Raw genomic sequence first — 25,948 nt, forward strand, 5'->3', positions numbered from 1 at the left:
TGCGTCGGAGTGTCACGACGCCGGCGCTCGAGCCGCGCCCGTGGATCATCCTAGAGGCGCGCGCATACCTCCTCCGCCATGCGCGAGCGCACCGGCGCCCGACGGCGTCGCGGATAGGATCGACGGGTTCCACCCCCCTCCCCCTGGAGCGTTCGGATGCCGCTCACCCCCGGCCGTTGGCTGTCGTCGCTGCGCCGACTCGTCCACGCCGACGAGGCGACGTCGCTCGACACGACCCTGCTGCCCGTCATCGACGAGGCGCTCGCCACGCGCATCCTCGACCTCGCCATCCGCATCGGCGAGACGATGCTCGTCGTCGGCGCGCCCGCGAACGAGGTCACGCTGACGATCGTGCGCGTGTGCGGGGCGTACGGGCTCGACCCGGTGCACGTCGACGTCACCTACAACTCGATCACGATCGCGCACAGCCGGCCCGGGGCCAGTCACCCCACCACCCTGTTGCGGGTCGTGCGCGGCTCCGTCCCCGACCACGCGAAACTTCAGCGGCTCCAGGCCCTCGTGACCGAGATCACCGGCGGGCTCGCCCTTGACGACGCGATCGCGCGCTGCCGCGCCATCCGGCGCCTGCCGTTCCGCTACCGACCGGCGATCGTCGTCGTCTCGCAGGCCTCCCTCGCGGCGGGGGTCGCGATCATGTTCGGCGCCAACTGGCTCGCGCTGGTGCTGTCGTTCATCGCCGCGGCGCTGGCCGCCACCACCCAGTACCTGATGGCCCGCGCGCGCGTGCCGTACTTCTTCGCGCAGATCGCCGGCGGCTTCGTCCTCACCGTCGTGGCGGCACTGTCGCCGCTGCTGCGGTACACCGGCATCGAGGCGGCGGCCGCGATCAGACCGTCGGTGATCGTGGCATCCGGGATCGTGCTCATGCTCGCCGGGCTCACGGTCGTGGGAGCGGCGCAGGATGCCATCGACGGTTTCGCCCTGACCGCGACGGGCCGCATCCTCGAGCTGACGACGCAGACGCTCGGCGTGGTGCTCGGGATCCTCGCGGGACTCGAGACCGTGCGGGTGATCGGACTGGGGATGTCGCCGCCGTCGACGGCCCTCCCCCTCGGACCCGTCGTCCTGCAGTTCGTGGGCGCCGCGGTGATCGCCGTCGCCGTGGCGGTGTTCAACGGGGCGGGGGCGCGCATCATCCTCGTCAGCGCCGCTCTGAGTCTCGTGGCGTGGGCGGGCTACGTGGCCGCGACGGGTCTCGGCTTCGAGGTCGCCGCCGCGAGCGGGGTGGGGGCGTTCATCGGCAGCTTCGTCGGGATCGTGGTCGCCTACCGTCTGCACGTGCCGTCGGTGGCCATCACCACGGCCGCGATCCTGCCGCTCGTCCCGGGTGCGGCGGTGTTCCGGGGTCTGCTCGGAATCGTGGAGTCCGGCGACGACCCGGCCGTGCTCATGACCGGGGTCACCACCCTCGCGGGTGCGGCGACCATCGGCATCGCGCTCGCGGTCGGCGCCTCGCTCGGCATCTACTTGGGGCAGCCGGTGCGTGCGACCTTGTCGAGCGTCACGCGCGTGCGAGCGCGCGCGCGGCGCTAGAGCCGCACATAGCGGCGGCGGCGGGAGCGAGCCGGGGCGGGAGAGCGCGACGCCGGGTCAGGGGCAGGAGCCGGGTCGTCGGCCCGCGTCGGTCTCGGACGCGTCCCGGTCGATGTCGAACTCGATGCGCAGACGCCCTTCGGCGATCCGCACGTCGCGCGGGTGCAGGAAGCCCGGCATGGTCTCCGCGAGGCAGAGCGGAGCGGGCCCCGTCGCGGCGGGATCGGCACCCGTCTGCGCCTGCACCTGCTCTGCCGAGAGGGTCGCTCCGTTCACGGTGACGGCCGACAGCGCCACGCCGAGCCGACCGCCCTCGAAGCGCGGCGTCATCGTGACGCTCGCGTCGGCCGCGCCGGGCATCGCCCCGCCGACGACCATGTCGCCTCCCGAGAAGTCGATGCGCACCCGTCCCTGTTCCTCGGCGGGTATCAGGAGCGCGGTGGCCTGCGGCGCGGTCAGGGTCATCGCCGCGGACACGCGGTCGGCATCCCATCCTCCGTCTGTCCCTCGCAGGCCCTCGAGGGAGACGGTCAGATCCGCGTTGGCGCGGCCGGTCGGCAGGCTGAAGACCGTCGCGTCGACGCGGTCGAATCGTCCGAGGGCCTCCTGCACGAGGATGGAACCGGGGATGTCGACCCGCACGCGCTCGCTCCCGGAGATCGCCCACGCGGAGCGGACCCCGTCGGCGACCGTCCGCTCCGCCTCGGCGCGGGCCACCGTCTCGGCGATGAAGACCGCCGCCGAGAGGAGGACGACGAGGGCGCCGGCGAGCAGGGCGAGGAGGAGCGCCGTCCCCGACCGGACCGGCTCGGGCTCCTCGATCGGGCGCGCGGGAGGCAGCACGGCGGTCTGCTGATCGAAGAGGGTCATGCGCCGCGCCTCACCCGAAGCGCCCGTTGACGTAGTCGTACGTGCGGGGGTCGATGGGCGAGTCGAACATGGCATCCGTGTCGCCGTGCTCGACGATGTGGCCGGGCTGACCCTGGGATGCCAGGAAGAACGCGCACTGCTGGGACACGCGCTGCGCCTGCTGCATGTTGTGGGTGACGATGACGATCGTCAGCTCCTTCTGCAGCTCGCCCATCGTCTCCTCGATCACGCGGGTCGAGGTGGGGTCGAGAGCCGAACACGGTTCGTCCATCAACAGCACGCGCGGCTTGATCGCGAGCGAGCGGGCGATGCACAGACGCTGCTGCTGGCCGCCCGACAAGCCGCCCCCGGGGGCGCGGAGGCGATCCTTGACCTCCTTCCACAGTCCAGCGCTCTGCAGCGACGTCTCGACGAGATGGTCCTTCTCGTCGCGCGAGGCGCGGGTGCCGGTGAGCCGCAGTCCCGCGATGACGTTGTCGTAGATCGACATCGCCGGGAACGGATTGGGCTTCTGGAAGACCATGCCGATGTGCTTGCGGGCGTCGATGAGACGGTGCCCGGCGTCGTAGATGTCGTCGCCGTCGAGCAGCACCTCGCCGGCGAGGGATGCCGAGGGCACCAGCTCGTGCATGCGGTTCAGGATGCGGAGGAAGGTCGACTTGCCGCACCCGGACGGGCCGATGAGGGCCGTCACCTGACCCGCCGGCATGGTCAGAGAGACGTCGAGGAGCACCTGATGATCGCCGAACCACGCGGAGATCGACCGCGCATCGAGTTCGGACAGCGACGCCGCCGCCGGGGCGGGGACCTCGGGCCAGGCGGCGGGTGCGTGCGCCGTGAGACCGGGGGCGGTGAACACCGGCGGGGCCGTCGGGGCGAGTACCGCGGTGCGGGTGTCGAAGGGGGCGGCCGCGGACGGAGCGACGTCGACCGAGGGCGACGGGTCCCGACGGGAGAAGAGCCGCCCCCCGCGCCGCGACGTCGGCGGGGCGGCGACAGCCGTCGCCCCGGCGCGATCCGCCTCGGCGAGCCCGTCGCGATCGAGCCCCTCGCGATCGAGCCCGTCGCGTTCGAGCCCGTCGCGTTCAAGCTCGGCGAGGATGAACGCCTCGTCGGGGCCCAGGACGTCGGTCATGAAGGGGTCCGAGGTGTCTCCCGCGGCGGAGCCGACGGGGTGCACCTCGGTGCGGGCGACATCGTCCCACGCCGGGGCGTTCGCCTCGTCGCGGGGATCGGGGGTCGAGGTCATGGGGTCTCGCTCACAGGAGGTTGGGGAGGAGGCGGATGAGCTGGTCGGAGACGAACACGCTCGCCAGCAGGAGGACGGGGGCGAAGACGATCCACGTCTTCTGCCATCCGACGCGGCGGTACGCCCACACGGCGACGAACTCGGCCACGACGAGCAGCTGCAGGGCGAACACCAGCGCCCACACCGTCGTCATGTCGGTCGCGAGGGGCTGCGCCTGGGGAGGGAGGGTCATCGAAGTGGTCTGGCGGGCGCCGGCGGGCTTCGCCGCCCCGGTGGCGCGGGCATCGAGGTAGGCGACCCCCGTCGGGAGGTACGGCGCCCCGCGCGCGGTCATGAGGATCAGCCTGCTCTCGCCGCGGACAGGAGCAGGCGGTGTCGGATCGCCCGCGTAGCGCACGCCGAGCACCTCGAACGTCTGCTCGCCCTGCCCGGTGCGCACGGTGAACGTCTCGCCCGGCTGCAGGGACTGGAGACCACCGAAGGGTCCGCCGAACGCGGCCGCGCGCCCCATCAGCACGCTCACCCCCGCCTGACCGGGAAGGACGGTGTCGCGCCGGTGACCGGGTCCGTGCATGAGCACCCCGGAGGTCGTCCCCTCGGAGATCACCTCGTCGACCCCGAGCTGCGGGATCGAGAGGATGCCGACGGGGGCTCCGTCGGGGAGCAGGTGATCCTCGAAATCGCCCTCGCTCACGGGGGCCGTACCGGCCGCCAGCTGCGCGCGGAAGGTGTCGCGCGCCTGCTGCTGCGCGGCGAAGTGCGAGACGTGACTGATCACGAGCAGATTGACCAGGAACACCAGCACCAGCACCGACAGCGACACGAGCATCCCGCGCAGGAACACCTGACCGGGGGCCAGCGGAGCGTAGACGGGACGCGCCCGCGGCGGGCGGCGGGGCGGCCGCGGCGGCATCGGTCCCGACCCGGGACGCGCGCCGCGCGGTGCCGCTGCCCCCGTGGGGGTGGCGATCGGGGCGGACGCGATCGACGCGGCGACACCCGCCCGCCGGGATGCGACGGGGAACGGCAGCGCCCCGGCCACGGCGCGGGCCGTGTCGGCCCACCGCGGGCCCAGGCGGCCGAGCAGGGTCACGTCGTCACCACCGTCGCGGTCGCCGCGCGGCGCAGGCCGACACGGATCACCTGCACGAGCGTGAGGGCCACGGCGACGAGCACCGCGAGCGAGATCAGCACCCACGGGAACATCAGCGCCAGCGCATCGCGTGTGACGGGGGTCAGCGCGACGCCGTCCACGCTCTCGGGCGGGGTGAGGGTGACGTGGGTCGACAGAAGCGTCCACTGCCCCCCGTGCTTCAGGCGCGCGGCGACCACGCGCGTCTCCCCCGGCTGCAGGGCCGGGACGGCGACGTCGTCGACGGTGTCGAGGCGCTGCGGGAAGATGCCCGTGTCCATCGAGAAGTCCGCGGTCGCATCGATGGGGCTCGACGAGGCGTTGCGCACCGTGAACCAGACGTCGACGACTCCCCCGGCCGGATCGACCGCGGGGGTCGCCGCGGCGTTCAACCCGCCGACGTACAGCATCCCGGCGATGCTCACCTCGCCGGTCGGCGCGGTCCCGCCCCCGGCGGGGGCGCCTCCGCCCGCTCCCGGGGCCGGCGCGGGGGCGGGAAGCGGACGGGAGCCGCCCGAGGGGACGGCGCCCGCCCCGCCGGTCGGCGAACCGGACCCGCCGTCACCGGCGGCCGTCGGAGCCGGGGTGGGCGTGGCCGAGCCGTCCGTGATGGTCACGGAGAGCGTGCCGGAATCGTCGGCGGATGCCGCGGAGCCGACGCCGAGCGACCCCACGGCCAGAGCCACGGCCAGGACGCACCGTGCGATTCCGACGGGACGCGGCCGCCGGGCGCGGTTCACGAGCCGTCCGCCCGGGCCCCCACGAGGGCGGCGGCGTCATCGGCCGCGGTGCGCGCGACGAAGTCCATCCACTCCTGCGCGCGCTGCTCGTCGCGGCGACGTCGCCAGCGCAGGAGCAGGACCGCTCCCGCGGCGAGCGCCGCGACGATGAGCAGCGTCCACGGCACGGCGAAGGTCACGGCATCCCGGGTGATGGGCACCATGGTGAGCTGCATGGACGGATCCGGCGATTCGACGAACGGGTTGAGCACGGTGTGCGGGTTGAGGTACAGCCACTGGCCGACCCCGTCGACCGTGTGCTCGTAGGTCGCGCTGTTGCCGGGGAGCAGGACCGGGACCCCGCCGCCCTGCTCCCCCGTCGCCGGGATGCCGAACCAGGTGCCGACGCCCGAGGTGAGGTTGGCGGCGAGGGCGATGTTGCCGGGGTTCGTCACGGTGTACCGCAACCGCACCGAGCCCGCGAACGGGTTCCACCACGCCCCCTCGTACGACGCCTCGTAACTCGTGAGCGAGAGCTGCGGCTGCAGGTCCCCCGACACGCGGGCGAAGATCGCGGTCGCCACGCGACGGTCGACGTTGACCTGCGCTCCGCTCTCGATGACGGATGCCACGACCCCGCCGACGTGATCGCCCGGGGTGGCGTCCGCGGGCACCGCGACGGTGAAGGTGAGAAGGCGCACCTCCTGCGGGTCGAGGGAGAACGTGACGCGATCGCTCACGTCGTCAAACCGCACCCACGACCCGACCGAGGTGGGCGTGGCATCCGTCGGAAGCAGCGAGAAGTCGCCGGTGTCGGCGTTGAACGCGTCGGTGGCGTAGACGGTGAAGTCCTGGCGTGCGGTGCCGGTGTTGCCGACGAGCACGCGGTCGGTCACGGTCTGGCCCGGGTCGGCGGAGACGGTGAAGCGTGATCGCCCGTCGGGGCGGCCGTCTTCACCCGCGGGGCGGGTCGCGACGCCGACGGTCGCGGCATCCGCATCACCCTCGGCGGCGAGGAGCGACGGCGTCGTCGACGCGGGGGCGGCGATCGAGGCGGGAACGGTCACGGGGGCGCCGGATGCCGCGGACGCGGCCGTCGGAACGCACAGGAGGGCGGCGATCGCGGCGGTGGCGATCGAGGCGGCGCCCAGAGCCGGGAAGCGGCGCCGCGAGGTCGAGGAGAGCACGGTCAATCTCCGCAGATGGGGGCGACGCGAGTGTGTCGCCGAGGTGAACGAGGGCTGAGGGGAACGGATCGGGCGTGGGCGCCCGACGCGGGACCGCGCGGAGGGATCGATCGGATCCCTCCGCGCGGCCGCGGCGCGGGTCAGCTCACTTGGAGGTGAGGGTGACCGTCAGGGTCGAGGTGTAGTCGCCCGTCTGCGCGTCCTTCGGTGCGGTGAAGGTGAGGTCGGCGTCGAAGAGCGCACCCGTGGTGAGCGTCGAGACCGCCGTGCTCGAGGCGATCGTCGAGCCCGTGCCGACCGTCACACCGGTGATCGGCGTGTAGCCGGAGTAGGCCTTCGGCGTCAGCGCGAGCGCGCTCGCGGGGATCTGGTCGCCGGCGCCGTTGGTGAAGGGACTCCACGCGGCGGTGAGGTCCCACCCCTTGAGGACATTGCGGTCGTCGACGACGGTGACCTTGCCGAGGGCCTTGGTCACGCTCTTGTCGCGCGCGACGCTGCCGAAATCGACCTTGGTGGCCTCGGCGTTGAGCGACCACAGGTCGCTCGCGGTCACGGCGGCCGTCAGGTCGACGTTGTCGGCGATGGGGTCGCCCGACGACGAGACCTTCGTGAAGGTGTCCCAGGCGAGGATGCCGAAGTCGGCGTCGCCGGGGAGCACGAGGGCGATCGTGTGCTCGCCGCCGGGGAGGCTCGAGATGTCGACCGAGAAGTTACCGTTGCCGTCATCGGTGACCTGACCGAGGTCCGTGCGCTCCGACCAGGCCCACGCCTCGAGGGTCTTGCCCTTGTTGGCGGCGCCGGCGGGGACGACGATGTTCTTCGCGCCCTTCGCCGGGTCGGCCACGTCGACCTTGTTCGCCGAGGAGCCCGACGGCTTGTCGGGGCCGGTCTTGCCGGTGGTGACGGAGCCCGAGAAGGCCTTCTCGGCGCTGCCCGCGCTGTTGGTCGCGACGGCGGTGAAGCTGTACGCGCCCCCGGTTGTGGGCGTTCCCGCGACGACACCCGTGGAGGCGTCGAGGGTCAGGCCGGCGGGAAGCGAGCCGCCGTCCTTGATCGACCACGTGAGGGGTGCCGTGCCGTCGGCGGTCAGCGTCTGCGAGAACGGCGTCCCGACGACGAGGCCGTCGATCGCACCGCTGACGGTGGTCGGGGCCGTGACCGCGGGGCCGGAGCTCTGCGGGTCGAACGTCCAGTCGCCGCCGGGCTTGACGTGGATGCCGACGAACTTCACGCCGGCGTCGGCGATGTTGAGGCCGTTGTTGCGGGTCCACGCGAAGCCGAGGCTGAAGTCGCCGCCGTTCGCCTTGACCTGGGCCCAGTTGCCGAACAGGAAGCCCGAGAGGGTCAGGTTCGGCGACATGATGTCGACCGTGCCGGGGGTGAGGGCGCCGTCGCTGGACGCCGTCCACGCCGACATGGTGGTCTCCTTGCCCTGGGGGGCGATGAAGTAGGCCACGCCGGTCGCGTCGGGGGTGCCCGGGAACGTGACGGTGATGTCGTCGACGGTCGGTCCGGGGGTGGCCAGGACCTGGGAGTCCCAGCTCAGGACGGAGTCGTCGGCGAGCAGGTGCCCGTCGCCGCCGTCGAGGAGGTAGAACTGCGGCGCCGGCGTGGCGGCGTTCGCCGCGGTGGCCGAGAAGCCGCCCGCGAGAAGCGAGACCGCCGTCGCCGCGGCGACGATCGTCCCGAACTTCTTGATGTTCATCGAAGTGAGTCCTTTTCCGAGCTCGAAGGTCACAGCGTCGCGAACGCGCGCTGGATGGTGGTGGTGGAGGGGGCGAGGAAGCCGAACTTCTTCTTCACGCCACCCACGGAGACCGGCAGCGCACCGAAGCTGGTGAGGCTGTTGGCGACCGAGGGGTTGACGAGGTTCGCCAGGCCGGCGTCGTACTTCGCGTCACCGGGGACGATGCGCGCGTACTCGACGACGAGGTAGGTGTCGCGGCCGAAGGTCGCGTCCTTGTAGAAGTCCGTGTTGGGGACGAGGTTGGGAGCGGTGCCCGTGAAGGCGGGCTCGCCGCCGACCGGGGAGCCGAAGCTGGCACCGGAGTTGAGGGTGGTGTTGACCCCGGTCGCCCCGTTCGCCTGCGCGATCCAGCTGGCCGCGCTGAAGGGGATGAGGTCGTTGGCGCCGAGCACCGAGGCGTCGTTCTCGGGCGTGGTGCCGTTGGCGTCGGTGACGCACGAGCCGAGGGTCGGGTTGCCGATCGCACCGAGGAAGAAGTTGCGCGTGCCCGAACCGCTCTGGGGCAGGCGCGGCTTGACCGTGACGCCGCCGACGGAGGTGGTGTTGCACTCGTAGATGGACTTCAGCTGAGCGGCGCTCAGCGTGGCCCACGACGAGTCGCCGCCCTTGTACGCGAAGCCCACGGCGTCGCGGGCGAAGGGCACGTAGGCGAGCAGACCGTTGGCGTTGGCGTTGCTGCCCGGTCCGCTCGAGGAGCGGGCGATGTCGACCTGGCCGGTGATCGGACGGGCCGGCACGCCGGCGTTGCCGCTGTAGGCCGCTCCGGTGATGGAGGCGCGCAGCGCCGTGACACCCGCACCCGACCCGGCGGGGCGTCCGAAGAACGGACCGCCCTGCTTGGTCTGGATCGCGGTCGCACCGAATGCGTCGAAGTTCCCGAGCGTCTTGTTGCTCGAGGTCACGCGCACGAGCGAACCGGTGAGGGTGGTTCCGTTCGTGATCGCGTTGACGGAGTCCTGCAGCGTGTCGGACCCGACCAGCGCGTAGCTGTTCGAGACCGGTTCGGCCGAGGCCACCGAGGCGACGCCGAATCCGGCGATCGCGATACCGCAGGCCGCGCCCATGGCGGCCAGCTTCTTGAGCTTCAACTCAATGCCTTTCGATGTGTGATGCAGTGATGGGGGTTCGGGTGTTCAGTTGGGAGAGGGCAGGTCGTGGGGTGTCAGCGGCGCGACGTCAGAGACGTCGACGCAGGCGGCCGAGCAGGGGGACGGCGAAGGCGGAGGCGAGACCGCCCGCGACGCTGACGGGGAGGGCGGCCGGCAGGGCGCCGAGGTCGGGGTCGTCGGGGGTCGTCGCTCCCGCTCTCGCCGCGGCGGCGGTTCCAGTCGCGGAGGGGTCGGCGGCGGTCGCCGCGGGGGCCGATCCACCCGCGGGCACCGCCGCGGCGGCGGGGGCGCTCCCGACCACGCCGCCGCTCGGGAACGGGACGCCGGCCACGGGCGTCCCCGGCGACGCGGGCGTCGTGGTGCCACCGCCCCCGGCCGTCGGCATCCGCCCCGCCTCGATGTCGTCGGCGGCGGCCGTCGCGAGGTCGCGCCAGGCGTCGGGCAGCGGGAGGAAGCCCTGCGGCAGCTGACCGATCGCGGTGCCGGACTGCTGGCCGTCGGTCGCGGCGAACCGGATGAAGGCGGCGTAGCTGCGGCGCAGGTCGGCGTCGCTCGCCTTCGGATTGACCGCGGCGTACACGGGCATCGTCAGCGGGTACGCTCCCCGCGCTGACGCCGCGGCCGGCGAGGTGGGGTCGAACGAGACCACCTGGGACTGACCGGCGTCGGCCGTCATGGCCGCGGCCGCGGCCGCCATGGCATCCGTCGTCGCCCCGACGAACTCGCCCGCGGGATTCTTCAGCTCCGCCGTGACGATCTGATAGCGGGCGGCGGATGCCGTGTCGGTGACCGCGATGACCGTCTGGCGACCGGGCAGGCTGCGATCGGCTTTCCCGTACTTGGGCGGCGTGGCGATCGGATCCCACCCGCCGAGGGTGAGGCCGTCTCCGCGGAGGGTGTTGTAGGCGCCGGCATCGAGGTCGTTGACGTACGGGCGCCACGTGACGAGGTTGACCGGACCGGCCGCCTCCGTGGCCGCCTGCTCGATCGGATCGGCCTTGGGGAAGTCCTCGCGGGGCAGGGTCATCGCCTGCGACGAGGCGTTCGCGGCATCCGTCGTCGCACTCCAGGGGTTGACCGTCATCCCCCAGTCGTCGGGGGTGCCCTCGAGGAACCGTCGCGCGGACTCGTCGCTCATCACGTACTGCCAGATCGCGTAAGCGGCATCCGACCGCCCCTGCGGGACGAGGGCGTCGGCCAGGGACGCGGCCGCGAGCGACTGGTACGCCCACTCCGGGTCGTTGATGGCGAGGAAATCCGGGTCGCTGACGAGATTGCGCGGGTTGAAGACGCGCGTGTCGCCGTCGGTGTGGCTGAGGTGGTCGCGGTCGGCGAAGGTCGGGAGCGAGTCGAGGTAGGAGTTCGTCAGCAGCTTGGCCACCAACCGCGGGGTGAGCTTGAGCGAGGTGAACGGCAGTCCGACGCGGGAGCGGTCCTCTTCGGGGACCGTGTCGTCACCGGGCCGGGGGTTGCGGTCGATCGCGAACGAGATGGCCGCTCCCGTCACCGCGATCGGGGCGTAGCGGAGGGAATCCGTGCCCAGGCTCGGGTCCAGCGGGCGCGAGGTGAGGGCGAGGGGCGCCGGCGCGGTGCCGTTGGCGGCGCGGGCCGCGTCGGACTCGGCACCGGTGATCGCCGAGTAGACCGAGCCCCCGGTCTGATTGCACACCGCGGGCTGCCACGACGAGATGGCGCGGCTGATCAGCTCGCTTCCCGCGAGCTGACGCTCGCTCGCGCCGATCGGGCAGCGCACGCCGAGCGGCTTGAAGTCGAGTTTCACCGCGATGCGGTGCTTCCAGGCATCCCAGAACAGCCCCGACTTCGTGACGAAGGATGCCCCTCCATCGGCCTTGCCACGCGGGAGGATGACGAGCCAGCAGCCGGATCCCGAGACCGAACCGTCCGCGGCGGTCACGGGCGACCCGCAGCCGAGCCCCTGGGACTGCAGAGCGGTCTGCACCTCGAACTTCACCGAGCCCGAGCCGTCGCCGCCCGAGCCGGCCCAGGCGACCATGTTGGTGGTGTACTTCGAGAAGAACTCGTTGGTGTTCATGTCGGCCAGGACGTCTTTGCCGTCGGCGTCCTTGGTGTACGAGTACTTCCCGTCGACGACGTTGGCGATCGTGCGGCCGTTGGCCGCGCGGAACGGGATGGACGTGTACGTGGGCGTCGCGAACCCGTCGCCGTAAACGGTGAACGCCTTGTCCTGCTCGGCGACGGAGGCGTCGCTGTCACGGGGGTCGTCGCGGTGGGATCCGGGGACGCCGCCGAGACCGTACTGGCAGGTGGTGCGGTCGGGGGTGCCGGGATCGGCGGGATCGTCGCCCCAGCACTGGAACACCTGCAGGAAGTCGGCTCCGCCGATCTGCGAGCTCGGGACGGTCGAGGGCTTGCCCCCGGTCCACGACACGACGATGCCCTGGGATTCCAGCGCGCGGGTCTGCGACACGGTCACGGCCAGGTCGGGGAAGGGGGCGTCGGCGATGTCGGCGTCCTGCTGCCGGGCGGTGACGGTCACGGCGGAGGAGTCGTCGGCGACGGCCGCCGATCCGCTCGCGAAGAGGGCTCCGCTGCCGCCCGTGAGACCGAAGATGGTCACGCCCGCGATCACCCCGACCGCGCTCGACGCGAGAAGACGGCGCAGCCGGGCGCGGGGCTCGTCCGAGTGCCGGGGCGACGACGCCCGCCGCGCGCGTCGGCCCCCGGAGGGGGGCACGGCGCGGTGGCGCTGGCGCTGTTCAGTCACGGGTGTTTCCTTTTCGGGCGGACGTCTCGAGCGAGCGTCGAGACCAGTTGACGGGTGACGGGTGTCGGCGGGATGAACGCGGCGGTAACGAGGAACCGCCACCGCGGGCTGCACGTGCGAACGTGACAAATCCCAGGTGAGAGGGCTATCTCGATCGGCGCGCGTCGCGCGGACGTCGCGCGAGGAACGGCGGGATGAGGATCGCCGCGACCACGAGCAGACCGGCGGCGAGCATGATGAACTGCGCTGTCCCCCAGCCGTTCTCGGCGAGGGTGAACGGGGCCGAGACGGCCGCGGAGGTCCCTCCCGCCGCCGCGGCGACGAGGTTGCCGTTCGCGTCGTACACGGGCTCCGACGCGGTCGCCCCGGCCGTCGTTCCCGCGGCCGCGGCGGCGGCGGGATCCCCCGCCGCGGCTGTTCCGGTCGCCCCGGCCGCGGCGGCAGCGCTGTTCGCTCCCCCGCTCGCGCCTCCCGCTCCGGTCGCCGGCGTCTCCTCCTGTGCTCCGCCGGTGCCCTCGACGCACTGCGTCGCGCCCTTCTTGTCGCACTCCGGCGGCGCCGGGGCGGTGAGAGCGAGCTGATTGTTCTGCGGCGAGTCCCCCGGTTTGAAGGTGGGGTTGTTGCAGTTGGCGAAGTCGACGCCGCCCTCCGTCCCGGGGATCTTCTTCAGCACGTCGGATCCCGCCTGAACGAGGTTCATCGGCAACGGCGAGTACCCCAGGGCCGACGCCTGCTGCTGGCCCTCGCAGAGCATGTACGTCGCGAATCGGCTGAGCGTGCGGCCCTTCTCGGCGGTGAAGACCTTGTTCGTCTGCGTGGGCACGATCATGTACGAGTAGCTCGACATCGGGTACGCGCGCGGATCGGTGCTGTTGTAGACGCCATCGAGGTTCTGCGTGAGGTCGGGGTTGATGGCCGCCGACATCAGCGCGACGGCGACCGACTGGTACGTCGGTTCGACGTAGTACCCGGCGTTGTTGAGCACCTTGACGACCGGGAAGCCCGACTTCATCGCGTACGAGTACTCCACGTAGGTGATGGCGCCCTCGCCGTAGTTCTGGCTGACGTAGCCCGCCACGCCGAGCGAGCCGTTCTGGCCCTTGAACGCCGGCGTCACCTGCGGGAACTGCGAGCGCATGCCGTAGGTCCACACCCCGCCGAACTGCTTCGACATCCACAGCGTGAACTGCGCGCTGGTGCCCGACCCGTCGGAGCGGTAGACGGGGGTGATCGAGACGTCGGGCATGGCCAGGGCCGGGTTGTCGGCCTGGACCGCGGGGTCGTTCCACTTCGTGATCTGGCCCGCGAAGATCTTGGCGATGACCTCGCCCGACAGGCGCAGGTTGGTCACGCGCTTGCCGCCGATCTTGAGGTTGTACATCAGCGAGGTGCCACCGGCGACGATCGGCATGTACGCGTAGGGGGTCGCGGGGTTCTCCGGCGGGGAGTTGTCTTCGGGCTGGCTCTGGAACGGGATCTCGCTCACGGCGAAGTCCACGGTCTCGTTGATGAAGTCGTTGCGTCCGGCCGACGACCCCGTGCCGGAGTAGTTGACGGTCATGCCGTAGTTGTTCGCGACGTTCTTGCGCCACTGATCGAGGGCGTTCTGCGACCACGTCGAGCCCGACCCCGAGATGGGGACGTAGCCGTCGGCCTGGGCCGGCGCGGGCACCAGGGCCACGAGCGTCACGACCGCGAGCGTGGCCGCGATGCGGCCCCAGCGGCGACGAAGGTTCACGACGGGTTCTCCTCGGAGGGTCGGGGGCGGAGGGTGCGGGCGGAGCCCGTGCGGAGGAAGGGGAGGAAGGATGCCGGACCGCTCGGCGCTCCGAGGCGGCGGACGGCGCGCGAGTGCGTGGCGGTGTCGGTGCTCATCCGCCGGACGTCCCGCGCCGAGGCCGCGGCGGCCGCGCGGCGCTGGCGGTCGGAGAGCTGGCCCGGTCCGCGGCCGCCGATCAGGCGCGCGACGATGAACAGCGTCAGCACGAGCAGGACGAGGGTCGCCGCCGCCCCGAAGCCGCGCGCGATCATGTTGGGCTCGGGCGATTTGACGAAGTCGAACACCTGCAGCGGGAGCGAGATCATGGGGCCCGAGAAGGGATTGAGGTTCATCTGCGCCGTGACGCCGGAGGTCAGCAGCACGGGCGAGGTCTCGCCGATCCCGCGGGCGGTGCCGAGGATCACCGCCGTCACGAGACCCGAGCGCGAGGTGGGCAGGACGACGTTCCACACCGTGCGCCACCGGCTCGACCCCAGGGCGTACGACGCCTCGCGCAGATTGTTCGGCACCAGGCGCAGCACCACGTCCGACGCGCGGATGATGATCGGCAGCATCATCACGCTGATGGCGAGGGATGCCGCGAACCCCGAGCGGTCGTGCGTGATGAGGGTCACGACGGCGGCGTAGACGAAGAGCCCCGCCACGATCGAGGGCAACGCGGTCATGGCATCCGACACCGTTCGCACGAACCGCGCGAAGGGCCCCCCGATCTCGTTGAGGAACACCGCCGTCATCACACCGAGGGGGATGGTGATCGACAGGGCGATGCCGATCTGGATGAGGGTGCCGACGATCGCGTGGGCGATGCCGCCGGTGGTCAGCGGATCGAGGGGGCCGGCCGTGGTCATCGTCTCGACGAAGAAGTTGCCGTTCATCAGGGCGGCCGACCCCCGGATGAGCGTGAAGAACAGCACGAACAGCAGAGCGCCCAGCAGGATCACCCCCGCCGAGTAGAACAGGGCGGTCACGATCCGCTCGCGCACGGCGAGGCGGTCGGCGCGCAGCGACGACATCACCGCGTAGATTCCGAGGAAGCCGACGAACGACAGCACGACCCACCCGATGACCCCCGTCATCGGGGTGAGCCATCCGAACAGCAGCGTCGAGACCGCGAGCGCCGCGGCGGCGCTGCCGAGCAGGTCGAAGCGGTCGCCGAAGGGGACCGTGCGCAGGTCGCGGCGCTCGCCGACGTGCCCGTCGCGGAGCGGGATGGTGGTGCGGATCGGCTCGCCCGGGGCGCCCTCGCCCGCGAGGGGGGCTTCGGGAGTGAGGATGGCCATCAGTTGCTCTCCGCTCCGGACCGGCTCCGGGCCACGATCATGGACGCCGTGAAGTTGACGATCAGCGTGATGATGAACAGCACGAGTCCGGCTGCCATGAGCGCCGAGAGCCCGAACTGGCTCGCCTCGCCGTAGCGCAGCGCGATGAGCGCCGAGACGGAGTTGGTGCCGGTCTTGAGCAGCTGCGTGTTGATGGTGAAGATCGGCGAGATGATCATGACCACGGCGATCGTCTCGCCGAGCGCGCGCCCGAGGCCGAGCATCGTGCCGCCGATGATGCCGCCGCGCCCGAAGGGCAGCACGACGGCGCGGATCATCCCCCACCGCGTCGATCCGAGCGCCAGGGCGCCCTCGCGCTCGCCGAGGGGTGCTTGGGAGAACGCCTCGCGCATGACCGAGGTCTGGGTGGGCACCACCATGAGCGCGACGACGATGCCGGCGATGAAGGCCGACGAGGTGAACGCCCCCGCCTCGGTGAGACGGGCACCCGTGGCATCCGTCACCTGGAAGATCGGGATCCAGCCGAAGTAGACCGAGATCCACTCGGCCACGGGGATGACGTTGGCCTGGAGGAAGAACACCCCCCACAGTCCGAACACCACGCTCGGAACGGCCGCCATCAGATCGACCATGGTGATCAGGAGAGTTCGCAGGCGCGGCGGCACGATCTCGCTGATGAGCAGCGCCGTCCCGAGGGCGAGCGGAACCGAGACCGACATCGCCACGAGGGCGATCGTGACCGTGCCGAACAGCACCGCCGCGACCCCGAACGAGCCGGTCTCGGGCGACCACTCCTGGGTGGTGAGGAACGAGGGTCCCGCCACCACGAGCGCGTCGCCCGCGCGAGCGGTGAGGAAGACGCCCACGGCCAGCATCACGGCGACCGTGATGACGCCCGCCGCATACGCGCCGCCGCGGAAGATCCGATCGGACACGACCGGGGCGCTCTTGAGCGACCGCGGTTCGAGCGGATCGGCCGCCTGCCGAGGCAGGACCTCCGTGGTGGTGTCGGTCATCGCGTTCTCCATCGAGCGCGGCCGGCCGCGGGCTCCCCCGGTCCGGGGCGGGCGGAACGGGGCGCGTGCGCAGGCCGGCGACGCGCGTCGCTCGTGTGCCGGGAACCGGCTCGGGTCAGCCGGTATGAGCGACGGTAAGAGTGGGCTGTGAACGCGGCCGGGATCGATCCGCCACACGCCCTGGCCGCCGGGTGAACGCGCAGCGCCGGAAGGTGAACGACGGACATCGACGCCGCGGGGGCGGGTGTCCGAGGGCTCGCCCGGACGCGGGCGGCCCGGATGCGGGGGTCGGTCGGACGCGCGCCCCCGGGGAGGGCTTCCGGATGCCGCGGCGCGGGGCCTGGGAGCGCTCTCGGATGCCGCGACGCGGGGCCCGGGGACCCGCCCGGATGCCGCGGCGCGCGCCTCGGCATCCGGTTCCGGTCGCTCCCGACGGGTGGACGGCGGACGACACCGCACCGCACCGCCCGGATGCGGTCAGCGCAGGATCGTGGGGGTGGGCATCGGCGCGACGGTCGGCGACGGGGAGGGCGTGACCGCGGGCGAGGTCGGCGTCGGGCTCGGCGCGGGGGCGCGCGCGACGAGCACGCGCACCGCGGACCCGAGGACGACGGAGCTCCCGGCCGCCGGCTCGAGCGCGACGACCAGTCCTTCCGCGCGCTCCGAGACGACGGCGACGACGGTCGTGGCGAACCCGGCCGCACGCAGATGCGAGGTCGCGGTCGCGGCATCCATCCCCGACACCTCGGGGACCGTGTTCGATCCGGATGCCACCACGAGGGCGACCGCGCTGTCGCGGGGCACCGAAGAGCCCGCGCCGGGGATCGACTCGAGCACCGTTCCGGCGACCGCCGCCTCGTCGCGCACGGTGACCTCCCCCACCCGCAACCCCGCGGAGGCGAGCACGGTGGGCGCGTCGGCGTAGCTCGTCAGGGCGGGGACGGTGACCGGCGGCGGGGTGGAGGGGCTCGCCACGATCGGGGTGGGATCGGGGGTGGGCGGCGTCGTCGGCGGGGGGCTCGGCGCCCGGGTCGCGGCTTCGGCGACGGGGATCTCGCGCCCGGCGCCGGCCAGGAGGGGCACGGCGGTCGCGGCCGCGACGAGGACCGCGACGACCGCGATGACGGTACCCCACCCGGCCGAGCGCCGCCCCGGCGACGACGGAGACGGAGCGGGCGTCGACGACGGAACCACCGGGAGAGCCCCCGCGGCCGCGGGGCGTCGAGCAACGGACGGTTCCGCCCGCTGTCGCCCGGGCTGCGGGGTCCGCGGGCCGCTCGCCGGCGCGTCGACCGTCGCCTGCGCCGCGAGCAGCGCCGCGCGCATCGCGCCGGCGTCGGCGAAGCGGTCCTCGGGGTCTTTCAGCAGGGCGCGCACCACGACACGGTCGAGAGCGGGCGCGATCCCGTGCCGACGCACCGACGGGACCGGCGGCGGTGCGCTCAGGTGCGCCCGCGCGAGCGCGAGGCGGTCGTCGCCGTCGAACGGCGCGCGCCCGGTGAGGGCGAACATCAGCAGACCGCCGACCTGGTAGAGATCGCCCCGTGGACCCACGGGTCGACCGGACAACTGCTCCGGGGAGGCGTACTGCACATTTCCGACGACACCGGCCGTGGCGTCGGTCACGGCACTGCGCAGGACGTCGTCGCCGTGGGCGGTGCGCCCCGCCGCGTCGGCAAGGCCGAAATCGAGCAGGGTCGCGCGGATGCCGCCGTCGGTCTCGCGCCGGACCAGCACGTTCGAGGGCGAGACGTCGCGGTGGATCACCCCCGCGGCGTGCGCCGCCTCGAGGCCCGCGAGCACGTCGGCCGCGACGGCGACCGCCTCCCGCGGACTCAGGGGACCCTCCGCGCGGACGTGCTCCGAGAGGGGGCGGCCCGCCACCCTCTCCTGCGCGATCCACGCGATCGGGGTGCCGCTGTCGTCGGACACGCCGATGTCGACGATCACCACGACGGCGGGGTGCGCGACCTGGGCCGTCCGCCTCGCCTCCGCGAGGAACGCGTCGCGCACGGGTGCGCTCTCGGACAGGTGAGGGTGCAGCAGCTTGACGGCCAGCCGTCGCCCGGTGACGGTGTCGACGGCGGCGAAGACCGACGCCGTGCCTCCCGATCCGAGCAGCTCCCCGAGGCGGAATCGCCCGGCGATCAGGCCGCCGCCGAATGCCGGGTCCTCGACGCCCGTCACGTCGAACGCTCGAGCACGCGCGAGCGACGACCCGAAGCGGTGCCGATGCTGACGGTCTCGTTCACCTCTGCGGATGCCAGGACGGCCGACGCCATCCGCCCGGCGGCAACCGCCTCCCCCGCCGATTCGTACCAGCGGGCGCTGGTCACCACGGGGCGGCCTCCGCCGCGCAGGACCCAGGCGTGCTTGGTGGCGGAGGGACCGCGCACGGCGCTCAGCTGCAGTTCCGCGGTGCGACGCTGGTCGGCGAGCGCCGCCTCGAGGGCGGCGGCCGGCGAGGAGAACACCGCCGCGCATCGGGCGAGCTCGCGGTTGTTGGTCGCCAGCAGGCGCCAGACGCCGAACACGCCGAGCGAGACCAGCCCGGTCCCGGGCGCCGCGTCCTGGGCCGCGAGCGGAACGCCCGCGAGCTCGGGGAGGACGTAGGAGCGGAACAGCAACCACGCGGCGAGCCGCGGATCGTACGCCGATCGGAAGGTGTCGAAGATCACGCGGCCCCGGCGGGCAGGCGCGACGGAGAGCTTTTCGCCCACGGAGATGGCCCCTGTCTGACGGACCCGTGTGCGGGACTTACGGGTCGTCCGGCACTGTTCCGCAGAGATGAACGTGCTCCTTCCTTCTGTCCGCCCCGAGAGCAACGGGTGAACGAAAGGTTCACCACCCCGCAACGGATTTCTCACCCGGTCTCGGGCGGGGATCCGCGCGAGGCCACTCCGCTCGACGAACGGATGCCGCTCGCCGACCCGCCGCGCAGGCACCGACGCGAATGAGGGTCGAGCTCGGCCGCCCGCCGACGGCTCCGACGCGGGTGAAGGCCGGGCGCTGCGGCCGGCCGATGCACGGAGACGGCTCCGAAGCGGCTGAGCGCCGCGGCCCGCCGACCCGCGGGGAGGGCGCCGACGCGGGTGAGGGCCGGGCGCGGGGCGAGCACGCGTCGCCCCGCCGGAGCTCAGAGCGCGCGACGCCCCTCGAAAGCGCGACCGAGGGTCACTTCGTCGGCGTACTCGAGGTCGCCGCCGACCGGCAGACCGGATGCCAGTCGCGTCACCCGGATCTCCAGGGTGTGCAGCAACCGGCTCAGGTAGGTGGCGGTCGCCTCACCCTCGAGGTTGGGGTTGGTGGCGAGGATGACCTCTTGCACGGTCCCGTCGGCGAGGCGCTGCATGAGCTGCGCGACCCGGAGGTCGTCGGGTCCGATGCCCGCGATGGGGCTGATCGCACCGCCGAGCACGTGGTAGAGCCCGCGGAACTCGCGCGTGCGCTCGATCGCGGCGACGTCTTTCGCGTCTTCGACGACGCAGATCAGGGTCGCGTTGCGGCGCGGGTCGCGGCAGATCGAGCAGCGCTCCTGTTCGGTGACGTTGCCGCAGATCTCGCAGAACTTCACCTTGTCGCGGATCTCGCCGAGCAGCGTCGACAGACGCGAGACGTCGAACGACGGCGACTGCAGGATGTGGAACGCGATGCGTTGAGCCGACTTCGGGCCGATGCCGGGGAGGCGACCGAACTCGTCGATCAGGTCTTGGACGATGCCGTCGTACATCAGCTGAACCTCGTCGGGGGCTCGTAGGGCTCATCGCGCACGTAGGTGGCGCCGAGCATCTGGCGCACCACGGCTTCGCCGTAGCGCTGCACGCCGCCGCGGAGCGGGGCCATGCGGGGCACGACGACGGGCGGCAGCGGCGCTTCGGTCTCGTCCGCGGGCGGGATCACGTCGTCGTCGTCGACCTCGTCGGGCGCCGGGACCGACGGGGCGACCTCGCGCGGAGGCAGCACGGCGCCGGCGTGCGGAGCGATCCGCGTCGGCTCGACCACCGCGTCGTCGGGCTCGTCGTCGACGGCCAGGGCGGTCGGCGCTCCCCCGTCGGAGGTCGGAATGGGCGCCACGGCCCACTCGGTCACCGACGAGGCGTAGGGCGCCGAGCTGGACGCGGTGCGCGGAGCAGATGCCGTCGGCCCCGCGCTGCGGGCTGCTCCGGGACCGGCCGGCGATCCATCGCCCGGGCGGCGCGGTGATCCGCCGGGACCGCCGTCGCCCTCGAGACGAGCGAGGTACTTCACGCGCACGCCGAGCACCGCCTGGATGGCCTGCCGGAGGTCTTCGCTCGGGCCGCCCTCGGGGGTGCGCGTCTTGAAGGCCGCGAGGTCGGCCGACGTGCGGAAGGCGAGGGTGAGCACCTCGGCCTCGAACGCGGCGACCGTGGCCGTGGACACCACCAGCCACGACGACCTGCTGGCCACCTCGAGCTGCCCGAGCACCTCGGGCCAGGCGTCGCGCACGTGCCCGAGCTCGATGGGGCCCACGGGCGTCGCCGGCGGGGTCGGCGCGATCGGCTCGAGCGGCGAGGGGTCGTCGGCGGAGGAGGTCGCGTCCGTCGAGGCGGGGCGCGTCGTGCCGTGAGCGGGAGAGGCGGATGCCGCGGTCGACGCCGTCGATTCCGCCGCGGCGGACCGCTCGCTCGCGGCGGGCGCATCCGTCGCCTGAGCCGGTGCGTTCGCCTCGGACGGGCGCGGGGTCGCGAGAGCCGCACGGCCCGCCGGGCCGGAGTCGGCGGACGGGGCCGCGCCATCAGCCGCGGGACGCGACGACGGGGCTGTCGCCCCGGCGGGCATCGAGGCTCGCTCGCCCCCGGGCGTGGGCGCGGTGTCGAAGGGGTGCGCGTCGCCGTCGTCGTCGAAGGGGGGCGGCGCGTCGTCGTCGGTGAACGGCGGCGGCGCGTCGGCGTCATCGGCAGCGGCGGCGGTGGGGTGCAAACGGGCGGTCGCGGCGGAGGCACCGGATGCGGACCGCCCCGGCGCGGGCGCCACGGGGGCGTCCGGGCCGGACTGCGGACGCACGGGGGCGGCGGAATCCGGCTGCGCGATCGGCGCGCTGCCGCTCGGCTCGGCACCACGCGACGACGCCGGTGCGGCCGGCGCACCGGGAGACGCGACCGGCGCCGCCGCACCCGGAGAAGCCACACCCGGAGAAGCAACGCCCGGAGCCGCACCCGGCGAGGCCACCGTGGGCGCCGCCACACCCGGAGTAGCAACGGCCGGAGCCGCACCCGGCGACGCAATGCCCGGAGCCGCACCCGGCGACGCAACGCCCGGAGCCGCACCGGGAGAAGCCACCGTAGGAGCCGCCACACCCGGAGATGCAACGGCCGGAGCCGCCCCCGGCGAGGCCACCGTGGGCGCTGCGACACCGGGAGACGCGATGCGCGGCACACCCGGCGACGCGACCGGCGCCGCGGCGGCGGCCGGTGCGGCGATGCGCGGGGACGACGCCGCTCCCCCGTCACGCGCGGTGGCGCCCGGAGCGGCGATGTCGGCCGCGGGGGAAGCCGGACGCCCCGTGGCGGGGGCGATCGGGGCCGCGGAGGCGGTGTGCGCGACGTCGAGGTCGTGGGCGGTCGCCGGAGCGGTCCCCTGCGCGACGCCGGCGTGCGTGAGTACGCGCGCCACGAGCAGTTCGAGCTGCAGACGGGGCGAGGTGGCGCCCGTCATCTCGTCGAGGGCGGCGACCACGAGGTCGGCCGTGCGCGAGAGACGGTGCACACCGAAGGCGGTGGCCTGCCGGGCCATGCGCTCCAGCTCGTCGTCGGGCACGCCGCGCAGCACGGCGGAGGCTCCCGCGCCCGTCGCCGCGACGACGATGAGGTCGCGCAGGCGCTCGAGCAGGTCGTCGACGAAGCGGCGCGGATCCTGACCGGTCTGCACGACCCGGTCGACCGCGGCGAACGCCCCTCCCCCGTCGCCCGCGGCGAACGCGTCGACGACCTCGTCGAGCAGCTCGGAGTGGGTGTAGCCCAGCAGCGCCACGGCCCGCTCGTATCGCACGAGGACGTGCCCCGCGGCATCCGCGTCGGAACCGGCGATCAGCTGGTCGAGCAGAGAGAGCGTGTCTCGCGGCGAACCGCCCCCGGCTCGGACGACGAGCGGAAGGACCCCGGCCTCGACCCCGACCGACTCGCTCTCGCAGAGCTCCTGGACGTAGTCGAGCATGGCCGCGGGCGGGACGAGGCGGAACGGGTAGTGGTGCGTGCGCGAACGGATGGTGCCGAGCACCTTCTCGGGCTCGGTGGTCGCGAAGATGAACTTCACGTGGGCGGGGGGTTCTTCGACGAGTTTGAGCAGCGCGTTGAAACCCTGCTGCGTGACCATGTGGGCCTCGTCGAGGATGAAGATCTTGAAACGGTCGCGCGCGGGGGCGAAGATCGCCCGCTCCCGGAGGTCGCGCGCGTCGTCGACGCCGTTGTGGCTCGCCGCGTCGATCTCGACGACGTCGAGGGATCCCCCGCCGCCGCGCCCGAGCTCGACGCAGCTGTCGCACACACCGCACGGGGTGTCGGTGGGACCCGCGGCGCAGTTGAGGCAGCGCGCCAGGATGCGGGCCGAGGTCGTCTTTCCGCAGCCGCGCGGACCGGAGAACAGATACGCGTGACCCACGCGGTCGCTGCGCAGGGCGGTCATGAGCGGTTCGGTCACCTGCGACTGCCCGATCATCTCGCCGAACGCCTCGGGGCGGTAGCGGCGGTACAGGGCTGTCGTCACTCCACCAGCCTACGGCGTCCCTCCGACATCGCCTCCGTGACCGGCTCCGACCGGGTGCGCACCGCCGGATTTCCCGGATGCCGGACCCCACCCGCGCGCGGGGGAGCAGGAGATCGCGCGAGAACAGGCCGGGAGCCCCGGCATCCGTCCTGTTCTCGCCGGATCCCCTGTTCTCGACGACCCGCGCGGACGCACGGCGGCATGATCGACGCCCTGAGGCCCCCCACCGACGAACGCGGCGACATCCCGAAGGGATGCCGCCGCGTCGGGGAGGCTCAGAATCCGCCGTCGAGACCCACCGCGATGGGGGAATCGTCGTCGCTCACGATCGGGATCGCCGCGGTGACGATGGGCACCGACGCCGAGAGCAGGGTGCCGTCCTCGCGTACCGAGCCCTCGAGCTGGCGGATCGACGGGCGACCCGGACGCACCGGGCCCTGACCGTGCAGGGCGACGCGCACGGTCTCGCCCGGGGCGACCGTGTACTCGACGTCGCGCACCGCGAAGGCGACGGGACCGCCGTCGTTCCCGGCCCGCAGGGTGAGCGCGGTCGCGGTGAGGGTGACGTCCAGGCGCGTCCCGTGCCAGTGCAGCACGTACGACAGCTCGGGCCAGTCGGCGGGCAGGCGCGGGTCGAAGGTCAGGCGACCGAAGTGGTCGCGCATGCCGCCGAAGCCGCTCACCAGCGCGGTCCACACCCCGCCGGCCGACGCGACGTGCACGCCGTCGGAGGCGTTGTGGTGCAGGTCGCCGAGGTCGACGAACGCGGCCTGACGGAAGTACTCCAGCGCCAGGTCCTGATAGCCCACCTCGGCCGCGAGGATCGACTGCACCACGGCCGACAGCGTGGAGTCGCCCGTGGTCAGCGGGTCGTAGTACTCGAAGTCGGCGAGCTTCTCGGCATCCGTGAAGTGGTTTCCCTGCAGGAACAGCGCGAGCACCACGTCGGCCTGCTTGAGCACCTGGTACCGATAGATCACCAGCGGGTGGAAGTGCAGCAGCAGCGGTCGCTGATCGGGCGGGGTGTTCTCGAGGTCCCAGATCTCGCGCTCGAGGAACACGGCGTCCTGGGGATGGATGCCGAGGGCCTCGCTGAACGGGATGTGCATGGCCTCGGCCGCCTTCTCCCACCGCTCGGGCTCCGAGGGGTCGAGGTTCATGCGGTCGGCCATCTGCGCGTACGCATCGGGGTCGTTCTCGGCCAGGTCGCGCACGGTGCGCGCGGCGAAGCGCAGGTTGAAGCGCGCCATGACGTTGGTGAAGAGGTTGTCGTTGACGACGGTGGTGTACTCGTCGGGTCCGGTGACGCCGTGGATGTGGAACGAGTCGTGCTCGCCGTCGGCCGCGGCGTCGCTGGAGCGCCAGAAGCCGAGCGTCGACCACAGCCGCGCGGTGTCGACCGCGATGTCCACGCCCTCACGGGCGAGGAACTCCTCGTCGCCCGTGGCGCGCACGTACTTCGCGAGCGCGAACGAGACGTCGGCGTTGATGTGGTACTGGGCGGTGCCGGCCGCGTAGTAGGCCGAGGCCTCCTCGCCGTTGATGGTGCGCCACGGGAACAGCGCGCCCGCCTCGTTGAGCTGGTGCGCGCGCTTTCGCGCGGCGGGCAGCATGAGGTACCGCATGCGCAGGGCGTTGCGCGCCCACAGCGGCGACGTGTACGCCAGGAACGGCAGCACGTACACCTCGGTGTCCCAGAAGTAGTGGCCGCTGTATCCCGATCCGGTGACGCCCTTGGCCGGCACGCCCTGTCCGTCGGCGCGCGCGGCGGCCTGCGCGAGCTGGAACAGGCACCAGCGCGTCGCCTGCTGCAGGTCGCCGTGACCGCCGATGCGCACGTCGGAGCGGTCCCAGAAGTCGGCGTACCAGGCGATCTGCTTCTCGACCAGGCGGTCGACGCCGGTCTCGACGGCGCGGTCGAGGGTGCGGCGGCAGCGGTCGAGCAGCTCGCCCGTGGGCACGCCCCGCGAGGTGTGGTAGCTCACGAGCTTGGTGATCGTGGTGGGGACGCCCGCCTTCGCGTGCACCCGGTAGACGTTCTTGGCGATGTCGGGCTCGATGAGGCGCCGCGACGTGTACTCGTTCCTCGTATCGACGAGGTGGTCCGAGATGACGGCGAGCGTCATTCCCGACTCGCTCACCTCGTAGCTCAGCGCCGAACGCTCGCCGTCCTGCCAGTACTCGCGCGGCTGCAGCACGCGATCGCTGAGCTTCTCGGTCTTGCGCGGGTCGAATCCGGCCCCGGTGGATGCCATCGGCGAACCGCCGTAGATGCCCTCGCCGTCCTGACGGTTGAGCAGCTGGCTGCTGACGGTGACGGGCGCGTCGGCGTCGAGGACGGTGACGGTCAGCCGCAGCACCGCGAGGTGCTTCTCGTCGAACGACACGAAGCGCTCGTCCTCGATGCGCACGCGCTTGCCCGAGGGCGTCACCCACAGAATGTCGCGACGGAGGATCCCCTGGCGCATGTCGAGCACGCGCTCGTACTCGCGCACGTCGGCGACGTCGAGCGAGAGAGGTTCGTCGTCGACGTAGACGCGCATGACCTTGGCATCGGGGGCGTTGATGATCGTCTGGCCGACCTCGGCGAAGCCGTAGGCCTGCTCGGCGTGACGGATCGGGAACGTCTCGTGGAATCCGTTGATGAAGGTGCCCTGCTCCTGGGCGAAGCGGCCTTCGATCGAGTTGCCGCGCAGCCCCAGGTAGCCGTTGCCGACGGCGAAGAGGGTCTCGGTGACCCCCACGTCGTCGATCGAGAACTGCGTCTCGACGAGTCGCCACTCGTCGATGGGGAAACGATCGCGATCGATCATCGGGGCGTGCCTTCCGGTGGCGG

Annotated in this window: 17 protein-coding genes; 1 reads left to right on the forward strand and 16 read right to left on the reverse strand. The window is 72.5% G+C overall.

Annotation, left to right across the window (positions count from 1 at the left end; all coding sequences use genetic code 11):
* Nucleotides 1-156: 156 nt before the first annotated feature.
* Nucleotides 157-1,554 carry a threonine/serine exporter family protein gene (locus tag FB047_RS08250; protein WP_136586698.1) on the forward strand — a complete coding sequence of 466 codons (1,398 nt, stop codon included), beginning with the start codon at nucleotides 157-159 and terminating at the stop codon, nucleotides 1,552-1,554.
* Nucleotides 1,555-1,611: 57 nt separating this feature from the next.
* Here FB047_RS08250 and FB047_RS08255 read toward each other — a convergent pair whose 3' ends face one another.
* From FB047_RS08255 to FB047_RS08325, 16 genes are all read right to left on the reverse strand, one after another.
* A complete protein-coding gene (locus FB047_RS08255) occupies nucleotides 1,612-2,424 on the reverse strand; it encodes a hypothetical protein (protein WP_136586699.1) in 813 nt (270 codons plus the stop codon).
* Nucleotides 2,425-2,434: 10 nt separating this feature from the next.
* Complete coding sequence (locus tag FB047_RS08260) at nucleotides 2,435-3,208, reverse strand: phosphate ABC transporter ATP-binding protein (protein ID WP_240752695.1); 774 nt, start codon at nucleotides 3,206-3,208, stop codon at nucleotides 2,435-2,437.
* A 475-nt stretch (nucleotides 3,209-3,683) separates the two neighbouring features.
* Nucleotides 3,684-4,766, reverse strand: coding sequence for a sortase (locus FB047_RS08265; protein WP_240752679.1), 1,083 nt, complete (start codon nucleotides 4,764-4,766; stop codon nucleotides 3,684-3,686).
* A complete protein-coding gene (locus FB047_RS08270; protein ID WP_136586700.1) occupies nucleotides 4,763-5,491 on the reverse strand; it encodes a hypothetical protein in 729 nt (242 codons plus the stop codon). The genes FB047_RS08265 and FB047_RS08270 overlap by 4 nt, the downstream gene beginning before the upstream one ends.
* Before the next feature lie 50 nt (nucleotides 5,492-5,541).
* A complete protein-coding gene (locus FB047_RS08275; RefSeq protein ID WP_136586701.1) occupies nucleotides 5,542-6,711 on the reverse strand; it encodes a COG1470 family protein in 1,170 nt (389 codons plus the stop codon).
* 145 nt (nucleotides 6,712-6,856) lie between these two features.
* A complete protein-coding gene (locus FB047_RS08280; protein ID WP_136586702.1) occupies nucleotides 6,857-8,416 on the reverse strand; it encodes an Ig domain-containing protein in 1,560 nt (519 codons plus the stop codon).
* A 29-nt stretch (nucleotides 8,417-8,445) separates the two neighbouring features.
* Nucleotides 8,446-9,546 (reverse strand): type 2 periplasmic-binding domain-containing protein, encoded by a 1,101-nt coding sequence (locus FB047_RS08285; RefSeq protein ID WP_136586703.1) that lies wholly within the window; start codon nucleotides 9,544-9,546, stop codon nucleotides 8,446-8,448.
* Nucleotides 9,547-9,634: 88 nt separating this feature from the next.
* On the reverse strand, nucleotides 9,635-12,313 hold the full coding sequence (locus FB047_RS08290; protein ID WP_136586704.1) for a type 2 periplasmic-binding domain-containing protein: 2,679 nt from the start codon (nucleotides 12,311-12,313) through the stop codon (nucleotides 9,635-9,637).
* Between the two features lie 145 nt (nucleotides 12,314-12,458).
* Nucleotides 12,459-14,051 (reverse strand): phosphate ABC transporter substrate-binding protein PstS, encoded by a 1,593-nt coding sequence (gene pstS / locus FB047_RS08295; protein WP_136586705.1) that lies wholly within the window; start codon nucleotides 14,049-14,051, stop codon nucleotides 12,459-12,461.
* Entirely contained in the window at nucleotides 14,048-15,373 is a 1,326-nt protein-coding gene (gene pstA, locus FB047_RS08300; protein ID WP_240752680.1) for a phosphate ABC transporter permease PstA, read from the reverse strand. Before pstA ends, pstS begins: the two co-directional genes overlap by 4 nt.
* Nucleotides 15,373-16,389, reverse strand: a complete 1,017-nt coding sequence (gene pstC, locus FB047_RS08305) for a phosphate ABC transporter permease subunit PstC (RefSeq protein WP_136586706.1) — start codon at nucleotides 16,387-16,389, stop codon at nucleotides 15,373-15,375. The genes pstA and pstC overlap by 1 nt, the downstream gene beginning before the upstream one ends.
* A 477-nt stretch (nucleotides 16,390-16,866) precedes the next feature.
* Nucleotides 16,867-18,576 carry a protein kinase domain-containing protein gene (locus FB047_RS08310; RefSeq protein ID WP_167494184.1) on the reverse strand — a complete coding sequence of 570 codons (1,710 nt, stop codon included), beginning with the start codon at nucleotides 18,574-18,576 and terminating at the stop codon, nucleotides 16,867-16,869.
* On the reverse strand, nucleotides 18,573-19,109 hold the full coding sequence (locus tag FB047_RS16890; protein ID WP_167494185.1) for a hypothetical protein: 537 nt from the start codon (nucleotides 19,107-19,109) through the stop codon (nucleotides 18,573-18,575). Before FB047_RS16890 ends, FB047_RS08310 begins: the two co-directional genes overlap by 4 nt.
* Nucleotides 19,110-19,525: 416 nt before the next feature.
* Entirely contained in the window at nucleotides 19,526-20,119 is a 594-nt protein-coding gene (gene recR / locus FB047_RS08315) for a recombination mediator RecR (RefSeq protein ID WP_136586708.1), read from the reverse strand.
* A complete protein-coding gene (locus FB047_RS17440; RefSeq protein WP_136586709.1) occupies nucleotides 20,119-23,112 on the reverse strand; it encodes a DNA polymerase III subunit gamma and tau in 2,994 nt (997 codons plus the stop codon). The genes recR and FB047_RS17440 overlap by 1 nt, the downstream gene beginning before the upstream one ends.
* A 275-nt stretch (nucleotides 23,113-23,387) precedes the next feature.
* Nucleotides 23,388-25,925 (reverse strand): glycoside hydrolase family 65 protein, encoded by a 2,538-nt coding sequence (locus tag FB047_RS08325; RefSeq protein WP_136586710.1) that lies wholly within the window; start codon nucleotides 25,923-25,925, stop codon nucleotides 23,388-23,390.
* Between the last annotated feature and the right edge of the window lie 23 nt (nucleotides 25,926-25,948).

This window comes from Microbacterium hydrothermale, assembly GCF_004854025.1.
Classification (GTDB): domain Bacteria; phylum Actinomycetota; class Actinomycetes; order Actinomycetales; family Microbacteriaceae; genus Microbacterium; species Microbacterium hydrothermale.